This window comes from Pseudomonas sp. JL2 (genome assembly GCF_031570495.1).
Classification (GTDB): domain Bacteria; phylum Pseudomonadota; class Gammaproteobacteria; order Pseudomonadales; family Pseudomonadaceae; genus Aquipseudomonas; species Aquipseudomonas rhizophila.
In genome coordinates, this window is record NZ_JAKUDH010000001.1 from 714,198 (window position 1) to 733,368 (window position 19,171).

Below are 19,171 nucleotides of genomic sequence, written 5' to 3' on the forward strand. Positions count from 1 at the left end.
TTCACAAAGGTGCCCAGCTTAGCGCAGCCTGCTCGCAAACGCCTCGCGCAGGGAGTCCTCGATGAGCTGCCACGCCTGCTGTGCCGACGCATCCGGTCCCAGGTGAGTGAACATATGGTCGCATCCGGTGAACATTCTCTCGGTCACCGCCACACCGGCCTGACGCAGTTTCTGCGCATAGGCCTGCCCCTCGGCGAGCAGGATATCGTACTCGGCAGTGATCACCGTCGCGGGGGGCATGCCCTGCAATTGCTCGACGGTCGCCAGTAACGGCGATGCCAGAGGGTCGCGGGCATGCGCCGGATCGCTCAGGTAACAGCGATTGAAGAAGCGCATCAGGCCCGGGCCGAGCAAGGGTTTGTCAGAGGTCGAGCGCTTGAGTTCCGGATCCGCGGCTAAATCCACGGCCGCATAGTCGATGACCTGATGCACCACCCGCAGCCGTTGGTGCTCCCGCGCCAGATTGGCCACGCCGGTGGCCAGGTTACCGCCGGCGCTGTGCCCACCGACTGCGATGCGTTGTGGGTCGATGCCCAGGGTCGTGGCCTGTTCGGCCAGCCACTCAAGCACCGCGAAGCTCTGTCGCAAGCCGGCGGGAAAGGGAAACTCGGGGGCCAGGACATAATCCAGATTGACCACCAGGCAACCCAGGTTGTGGGCCAACCGCCGGCAATAGCTGTCGTCATGCTCCGGCACCCCGGCCACAAAACCGCCGCCATGCAGGTTCAGGTACACGGGCAAAGGTTCGCTGGACGGCGCCTGGGGCCAATAGAACAAGGCCCGTGCCGGGCCCCACGCCGTGGGGATGAGCTTCTCCTCGAACAGGCGCAACGGATACTGCGCCGCGTCATAGGTGAACTTGGCTTTCATGCGCTTGGCAAAGGCACGCAGCAGCTTGGCCTTGAGAGTCGGCAACACGTTCATGATCAAACTCCTGAAGACTCAGTGGGCAGTCAGCAATTGATCCAGCAAACCATGGATCATTGCGCCGTAAGGCGCGCGCATTGCCAGGTTGGACTCACCAACCGGGCTCTGCACCACCACCGCCTTGGCATGGCTGAACGTACGGAAACCGTAGACACCGTGATACGCCCCCATCCCCGAGTGACCGACCCCGCCAAACGGCAGCGCCTCGAACACCACATGACTCATGACATCATTGATCACCACACCGCCCGAAGTCGTGCGCTCCAGCACCTGCTGGCGCTCACCGGCGTCCTCGCCGAAGTAATAAGCGGCAAGGGGCCGAGGTTGACCGTTGACGTAGTCAATCGCCGTGGCGAAATCGCGATAGGTCTTGATCGGCAACAGCGGGCCGAAGATTTCCTCGCGCAGCACCTGCATCTGTTCAGTGGCATCCAGCACTAGCGTCGGAGCGATCTTGCGGGTCTGGCGATCGCCCAGGTCTTCCTGCGCCGGGTTGATCTCGATCAGCCGCGCCCCTTTGGCGCGAGCATCGGCCAGATAACCCTGCAGGCGGTCGAAATTGCGTGGGTTGATGATGGAGGTGTAGTCCGGGTTGCTGTGCAAGGAGGGGTACATGGCACCGACGAAGCGCACCGCCTCGGCGACAAAGTCTTCCAGGCATTCTTCCGGCAGCAGCACGTAGTCCGGGGCCAGGCAGATTTGCCCGGCGTTGAAGGTCTTCACGGTCATGACCCGCTGCACCACCGTCGCCAGATCGGCGCTACGGGACACCAGCACGGGCGACTTGCCCCCCAGCTCCAGGGTCACCGGCACCAGATTGTCCGAGGCTGCACGCATGATGTGCCGAGCCACCGCCGTACCACCGGTAAAGATCAGGTGATCGAACGGCTGGGCACTGAACAGCGCGCCGACTTCGGCATCGCCCAGCACCGTGGTGAGTTCATTCTCGTCAAAATATCGGGCGATCAATTCGCCCATCAATGCCGAGGTGCGCGGGGTCAGTTCCGAGGGTTTGAGCATGGCCCGGTTACCGGCGGCTAAGATGCTCGCCAGAGGCCCGAACGCCAGTACGATGGGAAAATTCCAGGGGCTGATCACGCCCACCACGCCCAACGGCTGGTACTCGACCCGCGCCTCGCTGCCGGGGAAGGGTGACGGATGCGATTGCGCTTGCATCCACTCGGCCAGATGCTCACGGCAATGCTTGAGGCTTGCCACCGAACCGCCGATATCGGAAAGCAGCGTCTGCTCGCGGCTACGATTGCCGAAGTCCGCCGACACCGCTGCGACGATGGCGTCACGATTGTCCAGCAGTAGCGCAATGGCCCGATCGAGGCGGTCGCGACGCAGCGCCAGGCTGGCCGGTCCGTCAACCAAGTGGGCCTGTTTCATCCGTGCGAGGGTGGCAGTGAGTTGTTCGGCGCTGACTGGCGTAGCGTGGTGATCGGGACTGTGCATGGCGTGGGTTCCTGCTGGTTATATTGTTATTAGACAGCACTAAATACCATTTCGAGCAAACATCTGTGTCGACTCGCTGGGTGAGTATGCCAAAAAAAAACAGAAAGGAAACCACTAGGTTTCTTAATTTACAAATATCCCGAAACGAGGCTAGAAAGCCTATAAACAGGAAGAAATGCCGATAATAGCCGGTCCGGACTGCCATAAGACGCCCCCCCGGAGTGGCTGCTCTTCATGGGCGACGCAACACTGTTCAGGATCAAATCAGCGTAGAAATTGGTTGTTTTAATTAATTAACTCGGTATTGATCGACGACCCTGATTTGCGTCAGCCCCACCGTGTAGTTGCGCATGGTGCGACTCCCGTAAAGGATGAATGCGATTGACTAGCCTGACTTATTGGTCCAGTTTTTAGTTCAATGCAATGCGCGGTCTGCTTGAAGGCCTCGGCTACCGTTCAATTCAAATGGGCGCCCCAGTGTCAGTGATTCCCTTGGTGGTATGTGACGACTCCAACATGGCCCGTAAGCAGGTGCTACGGGCGCTGCCGGCGGACTGGCCAGTCTCGGTCACCGAAGCCTGCAATGGTCGCCAGGCCATGGACGCCATACGCCAGGGCCTGGGCCAGGTGGTGTTGCTGGACCTGACCATGCCGGAGATGGATGGTTATCAGGTGTTGAGTGCCTTGCGCGCCGAAGGCTTGAAGGCGCAAGTCATCGTGATCTCCGGTGACGTGCAAGAGCAGGCGGTACGCCGCGTGCTTGAGCTGGGCGCATTGGCATTCCTGAAAAAACCTTTTGACGAAAATGAGCTGCGCCAGACGCTCAGCCAGTTGGGCCTGCTGACGAAACCCGGCCAGACGCCGCCGCAAAATCGTCCGGCAACGAACACGGCCATCAGTTTTCACGATGCGTTTCGCGAGACGGTCAACGTTGCCATCGGCCAGGCCGCCGCCCTGATCGCCAAGGTGCTGGGTGTGTTTGTGCAGTTACCGGTACCGAACGTGAACATCCTTGAGGTGGGTGAGCTGCACATGGCGCTGAACGATGCCGGTAGCTCTGAACAACTCACCGCCATCTGCCAGGGCTTTATTGGCAGCGGGATTGCCGGCGAAGCCCTGCTGATATTTCACGAGTCGGAAATTGCTGACATAGCGCAACTGATGCAACGCCAAAGCAGCGACTATTCGGACCTGGAAATGCTGCTGGACCTCTCCAGTGTTCTGATCGGCGCTTGCCTGAGCAGCATTGCCGAACAGATCGACGTGGTGTTTTCTCAGGGGCATCCGCAGATTCTCGGCCAGCACGCGGCCATCGAGGAGCTGATTCAAGTCAACCGCAAGCACTGGAAAAAGACCCTGGCGGTGGAAATCAGCTACAGCCTGGAAGGGCACGATATTCGTTTCGATCTATTGTTACTGTTCACGGAAGACTCGATCGAGCGGCTGACCCAAAAACTCACCTACCTGATGACCTGAGCCATGCCTGATTCCATTGATCTGAACGAGTTTCACTGGTTGCTGGCCATTGTTCAGAGCATCGATGTCGGTGTGGTGGTGCTGGACCGCGACTACCGCGTGCAGGTCTGGAACACGTTCATGGAGAACCGCTCCGGGGTGCAGCCAAAGGACGCCCACGACCAGCATTTTTTCAGCCTGTTCCCGGAAATCGATCGCCAGTGGTTCAGCCGCAAGGTAGAAAGCGTCGCTGCCCTGGGCACCCCAGCGTTCACTGTCTGGGAGCAGCGTCCCTATCTGGTGCGGTTCAAGAGCTACCAGCCGATCACCGGCCAGGAAGAGTTCATGTACCAGAACACCACGCTGTTACCGCTGCGCTCGCCCGACAACACGATCAGTCACATCTGCCTGGTGATCTATGACGTCACCGACGTCGCCACCAACCGGCATCAACTACAGGCCGCCAATGCGCAATTGCAGCAGCTCTCCAGTACCGATCGACTGACCGGGCTGTACAACCGCGGTCATTGGGAGGCGAACCTGAAAGCTGCCTATGCGCGGCATCAGCGCTATGGCAATGCCTTGAGCCTGGTGATGCTCGATATCGACCACTTCAAACGGGTCAACGACACCTATGGCCACCAGGCCGGGGACAAGGTCATCGAGCAGGTCGCCAGGCTTCTGCACGAACACGTACGCGACTCCGACGTGGCCGGGCGTTATGGCGGCGAGGAGTTCGGCGTGGTGCTGTCGGACACCGACCAGACCGGTGCCCGGATGTTCGCCGAGCGCCTGCGCAAGGCCGTCGAAGAACTGCAGGTGCTGTACAACGACCAGAGCATCCGTTTCACCATCAGCCTTGGAGTGGCAGACCTGAGCCAGCCCTCGACCGGCCACTCCGAACTGATCGCCCGGGCCGACCAGGCGTTGTATACGTCCAAAAAAACCGGGCGCAATCGGGTGACGGTGCATGAGTAGATGATGACCGCCAGTCACGTGCCCGCGCTAATGCTCTGAACTTCCATCCAGCCTCCCGCCTCTGCCCTATATCACCACGCGACCCAGAGGCAGGAAGTCATGAGAGCACTCACTTACCACGGTGCACACAGTGTGAAAGTCGACACGGTCCCCGACCCGGTCCTGGAGGACAGTGACGACATCATTCTGCGTGTCACGGCAACGGCGATTTGTGGTTCCGATCTGCACCTTTATCGCGGAAAAATTCCCGCTGTCGAACATGGCGACATCTTCGGCCATGAGTTCATGGGAATCGTTGAAGAGGCCGGTTCAGCGGTGACCGCCGTTCAACCCGGCGATCGAGTGGTGGTGCCTTTCGTTATCGCCTGCGGCAGCTGTTTCTTCTGTCAGATGGATTTGTTCGCCGCTTGCGAAACGACCAACACGGGTCGTGGCGCGATTCTGAACAAGAAGGCAATCCCGCCCGGGGCAGCTCTGTTCGGTTTCAGTCATTTGTACGGCGGTATCCCTGGCGGACAAGCTGAGTATGTAAGGGTACCAAAGGCCAACACCGGGCCTTTCAAAGTGCCGGGAACCCTCTCGGACGAGAAGGTGCTGTTCCTCTCGGACATCTTGCCAACCGCCTTTCAAGCGGTGACCAACGCCGGGATCGGCAACGGCTCGAGTATTGCCATCTATGGCGCCGGGCCGGTCGGTTTACTGAGCGCCGCCTGCGCGCGGATGTTGGGCGCCGACCAGATCTTCATGGTCGATCATCACCCCTATCGTCTGGCCTATGCACAGAAAACCTATGGCGTTATTCCCATCAATTTTGATGAAGACGACGACCCGGCGGACACGATCATTCGCCAGACCAAGGGCATGCGGGGCGTGGACGGCGTGGTGGATGCCGTGGGTTTTGAAGCCAAAGGCAGCACCACCGAAACAGTGCTGGCTACGCTTAAACTCGAAGGCAGCAGCGGCAAGGCGTTACGCCAATGCATTGCGGCGGTCAGGCGCGGTGGGGTCGTAAGCGTACCGGGCGTGTATGCCGGTTTCATCCACGGCTTCCTGTTCGGCGACGCATTCGACAAAGGCCTGACCTTCAAAATGGGCCAGACCCACGTGCAGCGATACCTTCCCGAGCTGCTTGGCCATATCGAGACCGGTCGCCTTAGCCCTGAAGTCATCATCAGCCATCGCCTGTCCCTGGAACAGGCCGCCGAGGGCTACAAGCTATTCGACAAAAAACAGGAAGATTGCCGCAAAGTCATCCTGACACCCGGCGAGCCCGATATTGCTTTACCGGTCAATGATGACCAGGCCGTTCTGCTAAGTACGTAGGGGACTTATCCGGCGTCTGGGGCGAGAGGGTTTGTATTCATCGCATGCCCTCACGCCCTTCCTGGGCGCCCTACTCCATCTCAGCTCAACGCCAGGGCGCAAACCAGCCCAGGCCATCCTCGGTCAGGCCGCGGGGGTTGTATTCGCAGCCGATCCAGCCATCGTAGCCGGCCTCGTCGAGCAGTTTGAACAGGTACGGGTAGTTCACTTCTCCCAGGTCCGGTTCGTGCCGATCCGGCACGCCGGCAATCTGGATATGCCCGACACCGGCCTGGAAGCGCTGGAAACCGGCAATCAGATCGCCTTCCATGATTTGTGCATGGAACAGGTCCAGTTGCACACGCAGATTCGGCTCGCCCAGTTCGGCCAGAATTGCATGGCCCTCGGTCTGGCGATTGATGAAGTAACCCGGAATCGAGCGGGTGTTGATCGGCTCGATCAACAGTGTCAGTTGGTGCTCGGCCAAACGTCGTGCGGCGTAACGCAGGTTCTCCAGATAGACCTCGCGCATGCGCGGACGCTGGCTCTCGTCACTCACCAGTCCGGCCATTGCGTGCAGTTTGGGGCAGCCCAGGGCGTGGGCGTATTCGATGGCCCGGTCGACACTTTCACGAAATTCCGCCTCGCGCCCCGGCAACGCCGCGATGCCGCGCTCGCCTGCGGCAAAATCCCCCGGTGGCAGGTTGAACAGCACTTGGCTAAGCCCGTGCTCGGCCAAACGTCCGGCCAGTTCGGCCGGTGCGAACTCATAAGGGAACAGGTATTCCACGCCCTTGAAGCCGGCCTTGGCGGCTCGGCCGAAGCGATCCAGGAAAGGTGCGTCGTTGAACATCATGCTGAGGTTGGCAGCGAAACGTGGCATTGCAGTCACCATTGGGCGCCGAAGGTCTGGCGCAGTTCTTCGATTTGTTCGTCGTCCAGCGCCCGTACCGGCTGCTGGCGCAGCAACAGGTAGAGCTTGGCGGTTTCTTCGAGCTCTTCGATGGCATAGGTGGCCGCCTCCAGGCTCTTGCCTGAAACGACCGGCCCGTGATTGGCCAGCAACACCGAGCTGTGCTGCCCGACCAGCCCGCGAATCGCCTCACCCAGCCGCGGATCACCGGGCCGGTGGTACGGAATCAGCGGCAAGCGCCCCACACGCATGACGAAATAGGGTGTCAGCGGTGGCAGGCACGACGTTGCGTCCAGGCAATCCAGGCACGAGACCGCCGCCGAGTGCGTGCAATGCAAGTGCACGATGGCACCGGAATCTTCACGGCCTTCATAGACAGCACGGTGCAGGAATGCTTCCTTGGAGGCAGGTTTGCCAGCCAGGTGGTTACCTTGCCAGTCGAGCTTGGCGATGTCGGCCGGGTCCAGGCGACCGAGACAGGCGTTGGTCGGTGTCAGCAGCCAGCCATCGTCCAGACGCACGCTGATATTCCCGGAGGAGCCGGGGCTGAGCCCACGAAGGTAGAGGGAACGGCCGATCTCGACGATCTCTTCGCGCAATTGGCTTTCTGTCATGCCAGCATCTCCCAGGCCTTGATCATGAAATCGGCGCTACCGAAGTTACCGGACTTGAGCGCCAGCGTCAGCGGCCGACCGGATTGGCCGAGCGTCTGGGTCCAGGGCACGCCGGGGTCGATGCTCGGCCCGATGCGCAAACCTTCGATGCCCAGCGCGCCGACCACTGCGCCGGAGGTTTCGCCACCGGCCACCAGCAGTTGGCCCACGCCCTGCTGTTCGACCAGCGCACGGGCAATCGCCGCCAACGCCGATTCAATGCGTTCACCGACCTGCTGCGCGCCGAACTGTTGTTGCACCCGGCGTACCTCGTCGGCTGGACTGCTGGCATAGATCAGCACCGGCCCCGGGTGGCCGGCAGCCCAGGCCAGGGCCTCGGCCACCAGTGCATCACCGCGGGCCATCAGCTCGGCGGCCTCAAGACGGAAAGCAGGATAGACCGCTGCCGCCTGCTCGATCTGGCCGAGGGTCGCTCGCGAACAGCTACCGCTGAGAATCGCCTGGCGCCCCCACCCCGCCTCCAGCCGGCTGGCTTCGCCGTTGGCCTGCAACAGCCCTCTGGCCTGCCAATCCTGGGCCATGCCCAGCGCCAGCCCCGAGCCGGCCGTGACCAACGGCAGATCGGCACAGGCCGCGCCGAGCACCTGCAAATCTTCATTATCAATGGCGTCGCTGATGGCGATGCCCACGCCCTCGGCGCGCAACGCGGCGATCCGCTGACGGGTCGCCTCGACGCCGGCGCGCAGGGTCCGGTAGTCGATCAGGCCGACCGGGTGGCGTGTCTGCGGCTGCAACACGCGCAGCAGGTTGGCGTCGCGCATGGGCGTGAGTGGATGGTCCTGCATCCCGCTTTCGTTGAGCAGCACGTCATTGGCGAACAGGTAGCCGTTGAACACGCTGCGGCGGTTTTCCGGAAAGGCCGGACAGGCCACGGTGAAGTCGCTGCCCAGGGCTTGAAGCAACGCATCGCTGACCGGGCCGATGTTGCCCTCAGCGGTGGAGTCGAACGTCGAGCAATACTTGAAGTAGAACTGTCGGCAGCCCTGCTGGCGCAACCACTCCAGCGCCTGCAGCGACTGAGCGACGGCTTCATCGGGCGCCAGGTTGCGCGATTTGAGTGCCACCACCAGGGCGTCGGCTTCACCCACCGCCAAGGGCCCGTGCGGGACACCAATGGTCTGCACAGTGCGAGCACCGCCGCGCACGAGCATGCTGGCAAGGTCGGTCGCTCCGGTGAAGTCATCGGCGATGCATCCGATCAGGGGCATGGTCAAATCTCCTCGTTGGCGGCGGCAGGCAAGTTGATGCCGGGGAATATCTTCACCACGGCGATATCATCCTCGCGCCCCAGCCCGGAAGCCGACGCTTGCTTGAACATCTGGTGGGCGCTAGCGGTCAGCGGCAGCGGGAAGACCGCCTCCTGGGCGCTGTCGAGCACCAGGCCCAGATCCTTGACGAAAATATCCACCGCCGAGCGCGGTCGATAATCACCCGCCAGCAGATGCGGCACGCGGTTTTCGAACATCCAGGAATTACCGGCGCTGTGACTGATCACCTCGTAGAGCGCCTCGGGATCGCAGCCCTGACGAATGCCATAGGCCATGGCTTCGGCCGCCGCGGCAATGTGGACCCCGGCGAGCAACTGGTTGACCAGCTTGATCTGCGAACCTTGCCCGGCCTCTTCACCCAGCCGGTAGACCTTGGCGGCGACGGCGGCAAGTGCCGTTTGCGCCCGTTCGAAGGCGGCCTCCGGCCCCGAGGCCATGATGGTCAACTCGCCCGCTTCGGCGCGCACCGCCCCGCCTGAAATCGGCGCATCGAGCATCAGCACTTGATGCTCGGCCAAGCGCCCACTGATGCGCCGCGCAGCCGCCGCCGAGATGGTTGCACAGGCAATGACCACGGAACCCGGACGCAACCGCGCGGCAATACCCTGCTCGCCGAACAGCAGTTGCTCGGTTTGCGCGGCGTTGACCACCACGATGAAGAGCAGGTCGCTGAGCGCGGCGCTGTCACTCAGGGCACTGACCGGCTGGCCACCTTCGGCGATGAAGGCCTGACGCACATCCTCGCGGATGTCGTAGCCCCATACGGGCAGACCAGCGCGCAAAAGTGCGCGCGCCATGCCCAGGCCCATGGAGCCCAGGCCGACCACACCAATACTGGATATTGCTGTCACGGGTGAATCCTCTTGTGGTTGTTATCCGGACGCGTCGGCCTCGCTTCGCGCTTCGCGCAGGCGGACTTCGGCGTTGCGCAGATGCGAGGAGGCCGCGGTACGTGCCGCCTCACTGTCACCTGCGGCGATAGCGGCGAGCAGCGCGTGGTGCTCCTGATCGACCTGACACATGTACTGGGCGTTACGCGCCTCGTTGCGACGGGTCACTCTGATCGCCTGTTGCAGCAGCTGGTGCAGAAAATCGATGGTTTCGAGAAAGTGCTGGTTACCGGTGGCGGCCACCACCGAACGGTGGAAGGCGAGGTCTTCGCGCACGCCGTCTTCACCCCGCTCGACCGCTTCGTCAAGCTCGGCCAAGGCGTTTTGCATCGCCCGCAGTTGCGCATTGGTGCGCCGTGCCGCGGCCAGCTCGGCGGCCTTGATCTCCAGCGCGCTGCGCAATTCGAGGATTTCCACCACCGCCTCGAAGTTGCCCTGGGGCGGAGACAGGCGCAGCGCGACACTGGGATTGGGCACGACGAAGGTGCCGCTGCCCTGACGCGAAGTGAGCATGCCTTCGCGCTTGAGCATCGAAATCGCTTCGCGCACCACCGTGCGGCTGACACCGTACTGCTCGCACAATGCCTGCTCGGTGGGCAGGCGGTTCCCGGCGGCCAACTGGCCGTCATGGACCGCTGCACTCAGGCGTTTGGCCAGCCGTTCGGCCAGCTTGGGGGTAACGTCGTTCAGACTGTCCACTCAAATTCTCCCGGCAATCGTCGCGCTGCCTTGCCACCCGCTGTGGGCAAGAAGAAAACACGCAACGGTTGCGTCCACGTTAAATTCATCATACAACATGACAACTGCTTGTCACCTGGTTCGTCAAATAACAAGAATACGGGGCGTTCGGCACCCTGCCCCGAATATTCTCCTTAAGCGGAGTGCAATACATGAAGATCCTGGTAACTGGCGGCGCTGGCTTTCTCGGCGCCCGCCTGATCGAAGCGCTGCTGGCGCCCACCGCGAGTGACTTGCTGCCCCCCGGCGCCAGCCTCGTCTCGGTCGACCTGGCGCCCTGCCCCATCGATGACCCTCGAGTGGTGTCGCACACCGGCGACATCTGCGACCCGGCCTTTATCAAATCGCTGATCGGCCCAGAGACCTGCCTGGTCTATCACCTGGCCGCGATCGTCAGTGGCCAGGCCGAAGCCGATTTCGACCTTGGCATGCGGGTCAATTTCGATGCGACCCGCGCCCTGCTCGAAGCCTGCCGCCAACAGGCCCAGGCACCGCGTTTCGTGTTCGCCAGCTCACTGGCGGTATTCGGTGGGCCGATGCCCGAGCAGGTGCCCGAAGAACTCGCACCGCTGCCGCAATCGTCCTATGGCGCGCAGAAGGCCATGGCCGAACTGCTGATCAATGACTACTCGCGCAAGGGCTTCATCGATGGCCGGGTGTGTCGCCTCCCGACCATTTCCGTTCGCCCCGGCAAACCCAACGCAGCGGCCTCGTCATTTGCCAGCGGCATCCTGCGCGAGCCCCTGGCCGGCGAGATGAGCAACTGTCCGGTACCACTGGATACCCGCATGTGGCTGTCTTCGCCGCAGACCGTGGTCGACAATCTGGTCCATGCCGCGCGCCTGGACGGCCAGGCGCTTGGCCTGCGGCGGACCCTCAACCTGCCCGGCATCAGCGTGCGGGTCAGCGAAATGCTCGACAGTCTCGCCCGTGTCGGTGGCGAGGCGGCCCGCGCGCGGGTCAGCTTTGAGCCGGACGAGCGGATCCAGCGCATCGTCTGCAGTTGGCCCGGCGACTTCGACATCCAGCGGCCGCTGCAATTGGGCTTTCGCGGTGATGCCGATTTCGACAGCGTGGTAAGGGCGCACCAGCACAGCATGAATCGCTGACCCAGGCGGCGCCGTGCGGTGCCGTCGTTCCATCCAATAACAACAAGAGTGATTACCCAATGGACGCAACTTCTATCGCCGGCCCACAGCTGATGGTGAGCCTGGTCCTGGCCATCGTCATCCTCATCGTGCTGGTTCTCAAGACCCGCATCCACGCCCTGCTGGCGCTGATCATCGCCGCCTCGATCGCCGGCCTGGGTGGCGGCATGGCGCCCGACGCGCTGGTCAAATCCATCACCACCGGCTTCGGTGCCACGCTGTCGACCATCGGCCTGGTCATCGGTTTTGGTGTGATGATGGGCCGCCTGCTGGAAGTCTCCGGCGCCGCCGAGCGGATGGCCTATACCTTCGTGCGCTGGCTGGGCAACAAACGCGAAGAGTGGGCGATGATGGTGACCGGCTACATCGTCTCGGTGCCGATCTTCTGCGACTCGGCGTTCGTCATCCTCAACCCGTTGGTCCGGGCACTGGCGCGCAACAGCGGCAAATCGATGCTGACCCTGGGTATTGCCCTGGCCAGCGGGCTGATGCTGACCCACCATGCGGTTCCACCGACGCCAGGGCCACTGGGGATTGCCGGGATTTTCAATATCGACGTGGGGTTGATGATTTTCTGGGGCGTGGTATTCACCATTCCCGGCACCTTCGTGCTGGTGGCCTACGCCCGCTTCATGGGCCCACGCATCGAGGCGATGATCGCCCAAAGCGGCCAGACACCGGTCGAACCCGCCACCGCCTATCGTGAAGTGCTCGAACGCGCCGATGCCCGCGAGGCCGAACTGCCGCCGCTGTGGCTGTCGATGCTGCCGATCGTGCTGCCCATCCTGCTGATCTTCGCCAACACCCTGGTCGTCGCCCTCAGCAAACTCAACGGTGACAGCACCCTGACCCAGAGCCTGTTCGGTCAGACCATCGCTTTCGTCGGCAACCCGGTCATCGCAGTCGGCCTCGGGGTGGTGGCGGCACTGTATGGACTGGTGCCGCGGCGCCCGCGTGAGGAAGTCATCGCGCACATGGAGAAAGGCGTGGAAAGCGCCGGCATCATCCTGCTGGTCACCGGCGCCGGTGGTGCATTGGGTGCCGTGTTGCGCGACAGCGGTGCGGGTCAGTACATGGGCGAATGGGTCGCCACCTTGCCGCTGCCGGCGGTGTTGATCCCCTTCGTGATCGCGTCCCTGGTGCGTCTGATCCAGGGCAGCGGCACCGTGGCAATGATCACCGGCGCCTCGATTTCGGCGCCGATCCTGGCCTCGATTCCCGACGTTAACATGGTCTTCGCCGCCCAGGCGGCGGCCATTGGCTCGATGGTCTTTGGCTACTTCAACGACAGCTATTTCTGGGTAGTCAACCGCATGCTCGGGGTCACCAACGCCAAGCATCAGATGCTGACCTGGTCGATTCCGACCACGATCGGCTGGTTCACCTCCCTGCTCACCCTGTTGCTCTTCAACGCCATTCTCGGATAACAGTGCCGGGCACCTGGGCAGGAACTGATAAATCCTGCCCAGGTGCCCCTTGCTCTTAGCGCCTGCTCATTCACCCACAGTCGTTGCGGAGGAATGTTCGCCATATTTGCTCAACAGTTTCAGCGTCACGCCATTCGTCCAGCCGAAACCGTCCTGCAACTCATATTCGCCACCTCCCCCGCCATCTCCCCGCCCGGATACGTCGTACTTCTCTACCAGCTTGTCTTCCTTGCGGTAAAGATTGTGTACCTGTTGCAGGAAGCGAGTGCCAATCTGCTGCGCCAGCGCGGTGTGCCCATAGCGATCCAGCCCCTCAACCGCCACCCACTGCAGCGGTGCCCAACCATTGGGTTCGTCCCACTGCTGGCCATTGCTGACCTGCGTGGTGGCAATGCCGCCAGGGCGCAGCAGACCATCACGGACTGCCTCGGCCGTGCGATTGGCGTGGTCCGCGGAGGCAAGGCCGGTGTAAAGAGGAAACAGCGTGGCGGCCGTCAGTTGCGGGCGTTGACGGTGCTGCTGCCAGTCGTAGTCCACGTAGAACCCTGCATCGGCATTCCACAAATGTTGCTCAATGGCACGCTGCCGCCGTTCTGCGCGCTGACCATAGTTCTGGACGCATGACGTGTTTTGCACGGTTTCACACGCCTTGGCGATGGTGCGCTCCAGGTGATAGAGCAGGCTGTTCAGGTCCACGGGCACAATGGATGTGGTGCGTATGCTCGCGAGGTTCTGGCCGTCGCCAAGCCAGCGCGAACTGAAGTCCCAACCACTCTCCGCGCCGGCACGCAGATCACGCCAGACCTCTTGCCTGGGTCTGTTTGAGGCCTGTTCGGCGGTTTTGACATCTTGCAACCAGGATTCCTGTCGCGGCGTCGAACGGGCATCCCAATAGCGATTGAGCACGCTGCCATCGGCGAGCTTGACCACATGTTGCGCGGCGGCACCCGGCTTGAGCCCCTCGGCGCCCTGCATCCAATAGGCGTATTCCTTCTGCAGTTGTGGAAGGTAACGCCCAAACGCCTGGTCACCTTCGATGTGCGCCTGCAACTGCACCATGTAAGCGAAGAATGGCGGTTGTGAGCGGCTCAGGTAGTAGGTGCGATTGCCATTGGGAATGTGCCCGTACGTGTCGATCATGTACGCAAAGTTATCGGTCATCTGGCGCACCTGGGCCTGATCCCCGCTTTGTTCCAGCCCGAGCATGGTGAAGTAGGAGTCCCAGTAGTACATCTCGCGAAAGCGTCCGCCTGGAACGACATAGGGTTGTGGCAAGGGCAACAGGCTGCTGTAGGGCGGCACTTGGCGATAGGTACGGCTTAACACGGGCCAAAGGCTGTCGATGTGCTCTTGAATGGGCGCGCCCGGTTTCGGTGCCGGGCTTTGCGCTGCGCCGGACTCGATGAAGTTGTCCTTCACGAAGGTTTCGAGATCGAAGTCGCTGTTGTCGCGACGAGCCAGGTATTCGGCACGGATTTTCGAGGGGTCGCGGGTGGGCAGTGCGTCGACGAAATGCTTCTGGTCGGTGAACAGTTGGTTGTTCTGCACGGCTTCGAACAACTCGGGATATGCCTGGTCGGGCGGCAGATTGGCCCGTTCCTTGGCATCCATGTAGCCCCAGGTCGCGGGCGGTTGGCTTGAGCAAGCCGCGCACAGCAACGCGGCGAAGGACAGGCTGGTGAAATACAGTGGTCGCATCAGCGGCTCCATCATTTGTCGTTCCTGACAAACGACTGACACGGCCGAACAAACCCGGGTTCATTAAATGTCGCCGAATCGACAGCTGGAACAAGAGAGGCCACACTCAAATTTTCACAGGGTCTGGCCCGACCGCCCCAGGTTCAATGCCCCCCGGTTTCGACGGATGACACTCAAGCGCGTATAGGCCCAGCCGATAACACATTAAGTCAACGGCCCCCAGGCCGCGCCGGCACTGCTGGTTGCATAGGGTAACTCTCGATGATTTTGCCGTTTAACCGTCTGCTGATGAGCTGCGTCCTGGTGTTCCTGGCTGCAAGCACAGCCGTGCCAAACGCCGCCGCAGAGACTGCGCTGCGCATCGTTACGGAAGAACTGCCGCCCTATAACATGACGCAGAACGGGCGAGTGACCGGTATGAGCACCGAGGTGGTCCAGGCGGTGCTCAAGGAGGTCGGCGTAGAGGCGTCCATCCAGCCCATGCCTTGGGCGCGGGCCTACGAACTGGCGCTCAATGAAAGTAACGTGTTGATCTATTCAATCGTTCGAACGCCTGCGCGTGAATCACTTTTCCAGTGGGTCGGGGCCATCGCCCCAACCCAGTGGTACATGTATTCGCTGGCTGAGCGCCCGGTAAAACTCAACTCGCTGGACGATGCGCACGGTCACCAGATTGCCACCGTCAATCAGGACGTGGGTGAGCAATACCTGGTGTCGAAGGGTTTCCGCATTGGTACAGACCTGCAGTCGAGCAACAAGTACGAACACAACTACCGCAAGCTCAAGGTCGATCACGTGGAGCTATGGATTTCCAACGAGCTCAACGCGCTGTACCTGACCCGCCAGAATGGTGAAGACCCGGATAAAGTGTTGATCCGCTCGCTGCCGCTTCCCGAATTGAGCAGTCAGGATGGCTTGAGCATGGCGTTCAGTCGCAAGACGCCGGCCGCGACGGTCGAGAAATTCCGCTCAGGCCTGGAGACCATCCGCCGTAATGGCGTTTACGACGCCATCATGCGCAAGTGGTTATGACATGGCCGACGATTTTCGGACTGTCCCCATCCATCCGCCAAAAACCAGGACGTTCAGCTCGCTGGGACGGCGTCTGGTGTTGGCCACGCTGGTGTTCTGCCTGTGCTTTACCTTGGCGATGGTCACGCTGCGTACCTGGCAGGCCTGGGAAAACAATCTGGCGCAGATGAATTCCGAGCTGGTCCTGATCGACCAGGTGTTCCAGAACACCCTGGCCCATGCCATTTGGGAAATGGACCGTGAATCGTTGGACAAGCAGATCACCAGCGTTGCGAATGCGGCGCCGGTGGGACGCGTGGCACTCAATATCCTGCGACCCGGACAGGCGCCAGAAATCATCGAGTTCAATCGATATGCCAGCAATGCATCCAGCGTGGCGCCGGTGCTGCATCGCCAGCTCGTCGCGCAGCCCTACATCGGCGCCAACGAAAAGGTCGGTGAACTGACCATCGAGGGCGATAACAACCTGCTTTGGGAACGCCTCTGGGACGAAGCCCGCAGCATCGTCATCACGCAGGTGATCCAGTCGTTGCTGCTGGCCGGCCTGGTCATGACCATGTTCAACCGCCTGGTGACCGTGCACGTTGTCCATATCGCCCGGCATCTGGGGAAACTCTCACCACAAACACTCAACTCCCACCTCAAGCTGCAACGTTCGGTCCGGCGCCAGGACGAGTTGAGCCTGCTCGAATCCAAAGTCAATGCACTGCAAGACAACCTCCACGCCCATCTGGAGCGCCAGCACTCGGACGAACTGGCCCTTGCAGCCAGTCGCGACCAGTTGGCCGAACTGGTCGAGGCGCGCACTTCGGAACTCAAGGCCGCCAACCAGGCCCTCGAAGCGCTGTCGCGTCACGATGCCTTGACGGGCTTGGCCAACCGTCGTTACTTCGATGAACTGAAGGATGTCGAATTCCGCCGTGCGATCCGCCACAACACCCCGCTGGCCGTGCTGATGTGCGATGTGGATTTCTTCAAGATCTACAACGACACCTACGGCCATATCAAAGGGGACGAGTGCTTGAAACAGATCGCCGGGACCCTGCGCAGTGTCTTCGGCCGCTCCGGCGAACTGACTGCTCGCCTGGGGGGTGAGGAGTTTGTCGTGGTATTGCCCAATATCAACGCCAGCCAGGCATGCGAGGCAGCCCAGCGGTTTCGTGAAAGCCTGGCTGAACTTGCACTGCCCCATGGCGGCTCAGCGGTTTCCCCTTTTGTCACCCTGAGCATCGGCGTCGCCGAGCTGGACACCAAAACCATGGATCACTTCGATCAACTGCTGCAACGCGCCGACCAGGCGTTGTACCGGGCCAAACGCCAGGGGCGCAATTGCGTCGCTTTATAAAACCACCGTGTGCTGCGAGGTCTGTATGCACTACCGTCTGAAGCTCTGCTCCTGCTTGCTCCTGGCCCTGATCAGCGTGAAAAGTCACGCCGAGGCGATCGAAGTCGTGACCGAAGACTCGTTATACGCCTACCTGCGTGAAGGCGCGCTCGTCGGCCCGGGCACTCGAATAGCCGACGAAACCTTGAGAGGCGCAGGGATCAGCGATTACCGCATGTTGCTGTACCCATGGGCACGCGCTTACGAAAAAGCGCTGCATGAACCCAATGTGATGATCTTCCCGCTCGATCGCACCCCGGCCCGTGAGCAGATGTTCAAGTGGGTGGGTGAAATCCATCGGGCGACGACCAAGCTCTACAAGCTGCGTGGACGTGGCGGCATCGCCGTTGACAACCTTGAAGACGCCAAGCAGTACACCATAGGCGTGGTGCGCAATGACGCCAAGCAGGTTTACCTGCAGCAGAAAGGCTTTACCCGGCTGGTGGTATCGGCGGACAACCACGATAACTTTCAGAAACTGTTGAATCAGCAGATTCAGTTGCTGCCGATGCCCGAGAATACTGCGCGCCTGATGAGCAAAGATGCCCAAGTGGATTTCACCACTCTGGAGGAGGTCTTTTCCCTGGATGAACAACCCCACCGAGTTCACATGGCGTTTAGCCTGAGCACCCCAGACGAAATCGTCACCCGGGCTCAACAAGCTTTCGCGAAGCTCAAGGCTTCAGGCGAAGTGGATCGGATCATGACTGAAGAGCGTTAGCGGGTAAGCCTAATGCAGTACGTGCAGGCGGGGTGATTTGCTGACGCTGACCCTCCTATGGCAGGCTTGGGCTAGAGCTTTTTTCCGCGGTTCACGCGGTCACTGCAAGTCGGCAATGAGGCCCCTCCCATGAGCAAAGCGCCCTATGTACCGCCCAGAGTCTGGAAATACAACGCCCCGTCTGGCGGCCAGTTCGCCAACATCAATCGCCCTATCGCCGGGCCGACCCATGAAAAAGTATTGCCAGTGGGCGAACATCCGCTGCAGCTCTATTCACTGGCCACGCCCAATGGCGTGAAGGTGACCATCCTGCTGGAAGAGCTGTTGGCGCTGGGGCACACCGGCGCCGAATATGACGCCTGGCTGATTCGCATTAACGAGGGCGACCAGTTCTCCAGTGGCTTTGTCCAGATCAACCCGAACTCGAAGATCCCGGCGTTGCTTGATCGCAGCGTACAGCCTGCAATCCGGGTTTTCGAGTCCGGTTCGATCCTGCTGTACCTGGCAGAAAAATTCGGCGCCTTCCTGCCCACCGACCCGGCCGGACGCACCGAAACCCTGAACTGGCTGTTCTGGCAGATGGGCGCAGCCCCCTATCTGGGTGGAGGCTTCGGTCATTTCTACGCTTACGCGCCCGATAAACTTGAATACCCCATCAATCGTTTCACCATGGAAACCAAACGCCAGCTCGACGTCCTGAATCGCCGTCTTGGCGAAAGCCAATACCTGGCCGCAGACAGCTACACCATCGCCGATATCGCGGTCTGGCCCTGGTATGGTCAATTGGTGCGCGACAACGTGTACTCGGCTGCCGAGTTCCTGGCTGCCCACGAATATACCCATGTGCAACGCTGGGCCGAGGAGATCGCCAATCGACCGGCAGTGATCCGGGGGCAACGAGTGAACCGCACGTGGGGTGATGAAGCGAGCCAAGTGCCGGAGCGGCATCGGGCTGAGGATCTGGATTGAAGGGGCCGGGCCGGTCTTTTCCTGTCAGCACCGGATAGCAACCGCGGTGGGCCGGGCGCTATCCGAATCGCTGACCGCTGCGCGGATTAAACACGAATCGTGAATCGATGATTGACTTTTCAGCCATTGAACCTGCAATCACATTCCCTATGCTGGCATGACTGCTCATTGAGCGCGGCGCATCGTGAG

General features: G+C 61.2%; 17 protein-coding genes. 9 read left to right on the plus strand and 8 right to left on the minus strand.

The window, feature by feature from the left end; genetic code table 11:
- Positions 1 to 18 precede the first annotated feature (18 nt).
- Entirely contained in the window at positions 19 to 924 is a 906-nt protein-coding gene (locus MKS85_RS03240) for an alpha/beta hydrolase (RefSeq protein WP_310662688.1), read from the minus strand.
- 18 nt (positions 925 to 942) lie between these two features.
- Positions 943 to 2,385: a coniferyl aldehyde dehydrogenase gene (locus tag MKS85_RS03245; protein WP_310662689.1), complete on the minus strand. Its 1,443-nt coding sequence runs from the start codon at positions 2,383 to 2,385 to the stop codon at positions 943 to 945.
- 465 nt (positions 2,386 to 2,850) lie between these two features.
- Here MKS85_RS03245 and MKS85_RS03250 point away from each other — a divergent pair, with 465 nt between their 5' ends.
- The 3 genes from MKS85_RS03250 to MKS85_RS03260 all read left to right on the plus strand — a co-directional run bounded on the left by MKS85_RS03250 (position 2,851) and on the right by MKS85_RS03260 (position 6,141).
- Entirely contained in the window at positions 2,851 to 3,861 is a 1,011-nt protein-coding gene (locus MKS85_RS03250; protein ID WP_310662754.1) for a response regulator, read from the plus strand.
- Between the two features lie 3 nt (positions 3,862 to 3,864).
- Positions 3,865 to 4,818: a diguanylate cyclase gene (locus MKS85_RS03255; protein WP_310662690.1), complete on the plus strand. Its 954-nt coding sequence runs from the start codon at positions 3,865 to 3,867 to the stop codon at positions 4,816 to 4,818.
- A 99-nt stretch (positions 4,819 to 4,917) separates the two neighbouring features.
- On the plus strand, positions 4,918 to 6,141 hold the full coding sequence (locus MKS85_RS03260; protein WP_076384253.1) for a zinc-dependent alcohol dehydrogenase: 1,224 nt from the start codon (positions 4,918 to 4,920) through the stop codon (positions 6,139 to 6,141).
- A gap of 85 nt (positions 6,142 to 6,226) precedes the next feature.
- On the opposite strand, the gene otnI is transcribed toward MKS85_RS03260, so the two are convergent.
- From otnI to MKS85_RS03285, 5 genes are read right to left on the minus strand one after another with little or no spacing between them, the layout of a single operon-like run.
- Entirely contained in the window at positions 6,227 to 7,003 is a 777-nt protein-coding gene (otnI, locus tag MKS85_RS03265) for a 2-oxo-tetronate isomerase (protein ID WP_076384251.1), read from the minus strand.
- 5 nt (positions 7,004 to 7,008) lie between these two features.
- Entirely contained in the window at positions 7,009 to 7,647 is a 639-nt protein-coding gene (gene otnC, locus MKS85_RS03270; protein ID WP_047225618.1) for a 3-oxo-tetronate 4-phosphate decarboxylase, read from the minus strand.
- The gene (gene otnK, locus MKS85_RS03275) at positions 7,644 to 8,915 is read right to left on the minus strand and encodes a 3-oxo-tetronate kinase (RefSeq protein ID WP_047225617.1); all 1,272 of its coding nucleotides are present in this window, start codon (positions 8,913 to 8,915) and stop codon (positions 7,644 to 7,646) included. The genes otnC and otnK overlap by 4 nt, the downstream gene beginning before the upstream one ends.
- A gap of 2 nt (positions 8,916 to 8,917) precedes the next feature.
- Positions 8,918 to 9,826 (minus strand): L-threonate dehydrogenase, encoded by a 909-nt coding sequence (gene ltnD / locus MKS85_RS03280; protein ID WP_076384245.1) that lies wholly within the window; start codon positions 9,824 to 9,826, stop codon positions 8,918 to 8,920.
- A 21-nt stretch (positions 9,827 to 9,847) separates the two neighbouring features.
- A complete protein-coding gene (locus MKS85_RS03285) occupies positions 9,848 to 10,564 on the minus strand; it encodes a FadR/GntR family transcriptional regulator (protein WP_230682588.1) in 717 nt (238 codons plus the stop codon).
- 191 nt (positions 10,565 to 10,755) lie between these two features.
- On the opposite strand from MKS85_RS03285, the gene denD reads away from it, so the two are divergent.
- Together denD and MKS85_RS03295 are read left to right on the plus strand one after the other, a co-directional pair.
- Positions 10,756 to 11,712: a D-erythronate dehydrogenase gene (denD, locus tag MKS85_RS03290; RefSeq protein WP_310662691.1), complete on the plus strand. Its 957-nt coding sequence runs from the start codon at positions 10,756 to 10,758 to the stop codon at positions 11,710 to 11,712.
- Positions 11,713 to 11,771: 59 nt separating this feature from the next.
- Positions 11,772 to 13,178 (plus strand): GntP family permease, encoded by a 1,407-nt coding sequence (locus tag MKS85_RS03295; protein WP_047225615.1) that lies wholly within the window; start codon positions 11,772 to 11,774, stop codon positions 13,176 to 13,178.
- 66 nt (positions 13,179 to 13,244) lie between these two features.
- Here the strand turns inward: MKS85_RS03295 and treA are convergent, their stop codons facing one another.
- Positions 13,245 to 14,876, minus strand: coding sequence for an alpha,alpha-trehalase TreA (gene treA / locus MKS85_RS03300; RefSeq protein WP_310662692.1), 1,632 nt, complete (start codon positions 14,874 to 14,876; stop codon positions 13,245 to 13,247).
- A 261-nt stretch (positions 14,877 to 15,137) separates the two neighbouring features.
- On the opposite strand from treA, the gene MKS85_RS03305 reads away from it, so the two are divergent.
- The 4 genes from MKS85_RS03305 (at position 15,138) to yghU (ending at position 18,982) form a co-directional block, all read left to right on the plus strand.
- Positions 15,138 to 15,908 carry an ABC transporter substrate-binding protein gene (locus tag MKS85_RS03305; RefSeq protein WP_076384239.1) on the plus strand — a complete coding sequence of 257 codons (771 nt, stop codon included), beginning with the start codon at positions 15,138 to 15,140 and terminating at the stop codon, positions 15,906 to 15,908.
- 1 nt (position 15,909) lies between these two features.
- Positions 15,910 to 17,253: a diguanylate cyclase gene (locus MKS85_RS03310; protein ID WP_047225613.1), complete on the plus strand. Its 1,344-nt coding sequence runs from the start codon at positions 15,910 to 15,912 to the stop codon at positions 17,251 to 17,253.
- Between the two features lie 25 nt (positions 17,254 to 17,278).
- Positions 17,279 to 18,013 carry an ABC transporter substrate-binding protein gene (locus MKS85_RS03315; protein WP_047225612.1) on the plus strand — a complete coding sequence of 245 codons (735 nt, stop codon included), beginning with the start codon at positions 17,279 to 17,281 and terminating at the stop codon, positions 18,011 to 18,013.
- A gap of 129 nt (positions 18,014 to 18,142) precedes the next feature.
- Positions 18,143 to 18,982 (plus strand): glutathione-dependent disulfide-bond oxidoreductase, encoded by an 840-nt coding sequence (gene yghU / locus MKS85_RS03320; protein ID WP_047225611.1) that lies wholly within the window; start codon positions 18,143 to 18,145, stop codon positions 18,980 to 18,982.
- Positions 18,983 to 19,171 lie beyond the last annotated feature (189 nt).